Genomic DNA, 1,385 nt, shown 5'->3' with positions numbered 1-1,385 from the left:
CCCCCGGACGGAGCGCAAACGGCGCTGCGGCGCTGGATGCTGCGGCGCAAAACCTTTCGCGTGAAGAGCAAAAACGCCTCAAGCGCGAGCAGGCTGAAAAGCGCAACGCCCTGCACAAGGAAATCAAGCCCCTGCAAAGCAAGTACGATGCTCTGGAAAAGGAGCTCACCAGCGTGCTTGAAAAGCAGGGCCTGGCGGAGGCTCAACTGGCCGACCCCGAAATCTACGCCGACCACGGAAAAGCTGCGGAACTGCTGAAAAGTTTCGAAGCCTGCAAAAAACGCGGCGAAGACATCTTTGAGGAAATGACCGCTCTTGACGAGCGCATGGAAGCCGTGCGCGCACGGTGGAATACAGACGACTGATCCAGCCTGCTGAAGCAAGGCCCGCCTGCGGGTTCCGTTCCGCGTACCGCCGCAGCCACAGGGTATAGCGGCGCAGCCGGGCCGGAGCAAAAAGCCCTTGCCCACGCGCTGTCGTATGCGTGACGGGCATCCTGCGACAGGGCATGGCGCTTGCGTGGCACGGCATAGGGCTTGTGCGCCCGGAACAGTCAGGTGCAAAGGAAAATACCTGGAATGGACTATACACAAACCTTCGACGTGGCGGCGGGCATCATCTGGCGCGGCGGACACTTTCTGGCCTCGCAGCGCCCCACCAACAAGGCTATGGAAGGCTACTGGGAATTTCCCGGCGGCAAACTTGAAGGCGATGAAAGCCCTGAAGAAGCGCTCAAGCGCGAACTGGCGGAAGAACTGGGCATTGGCGTGCGCGAGGCCAGCTACTGGCAGTGCGTGGAGCATTTGTACGCCGACCGCAAGCTCAATGTACGCCTCTATTTCTTTCACGTTACCGACTTTTCCGGCGAGCCATGTCCCGCAGAAGGACAGAACCTGCGCTGGATCAGCCCGGACGAAGCCTCGGCGCTGGACTTTTTGCCCGCGGATTCCGGCGTGCTCGAACAGTTGCTGGCGCTCAGCGCCCTGCGCGAAACTCCCGAATAGCAAAAGCGCCCCATAGCGGCAGCACCAACTCCTTGAATCCTGGGCCACACGACTCAGGATTCAAGACGCTCGCCTGGACGCATGCGGCGGCACTGTTCCTGCGCCTTCGCGGCGCGTCTTCGCTGCATCTTCAGGCGCGTCTTCACGGCGTATCTTTACGGTATTTTTGCGGTATCTTTACGATATCTTCGCGGCGCATCTTCAGGCGCATTCACAACCACATTCACCGGAGAATTGCAGCCAGCGCTGCCCGGATCAGACTCTGGGCCACTGCACGGCGCGTATTTCCGGCTCCTTGCGGGCCGTATTTCTCCTGTGGCCCAGCACCCCGGCCGGGGCCATGACATTTTCCACCGGCCCCTGCTCCTCGCCCTGCCCCGC

General features: G+C 61.2%; 1 protein-coding gene and 1 pseudogene. Both read left to right on the top strand.

Translation table 11 applies throughout. The features are described 5' to 3' along the window. Positions 1-365 (top strand): annotated as a pseudogene (locus tag V6C07_RS02695) (ABC transporter ATP-binding protein); the annotation flags it as partial. Between the two features lie 213 nt (positions 366-578). Further along, on the top strand, positions 579-1,004 hold the full coding sequence (locus tag V6C07_RS02690; protein ID WP_333534841.1) for a (deoxy)nucleoside triphosphate pyrophosphohydrolase: 426 nt from the start codon (positions 579-581) through the stop codon (positions 1,002-1,004). Positions 1,005-1,385: the final 381 nt, after the last annotated feature.

Origin of the sequence: Desulfovibrio sp. 1214_IL3152, assembly GCF_036763055.1 — a bacterium.
GTDB lineage: Bacteria > Desulfobacterota > Desulfovibrionia > Desulfovibrionales > Desulfovibrionaceae > Desulfovibrio.
The sequence above is the reverse complement of the archived record's forward strand: the minus strand, read 5'-3'. Positions and strand labels throughout refer to the sequence as shown.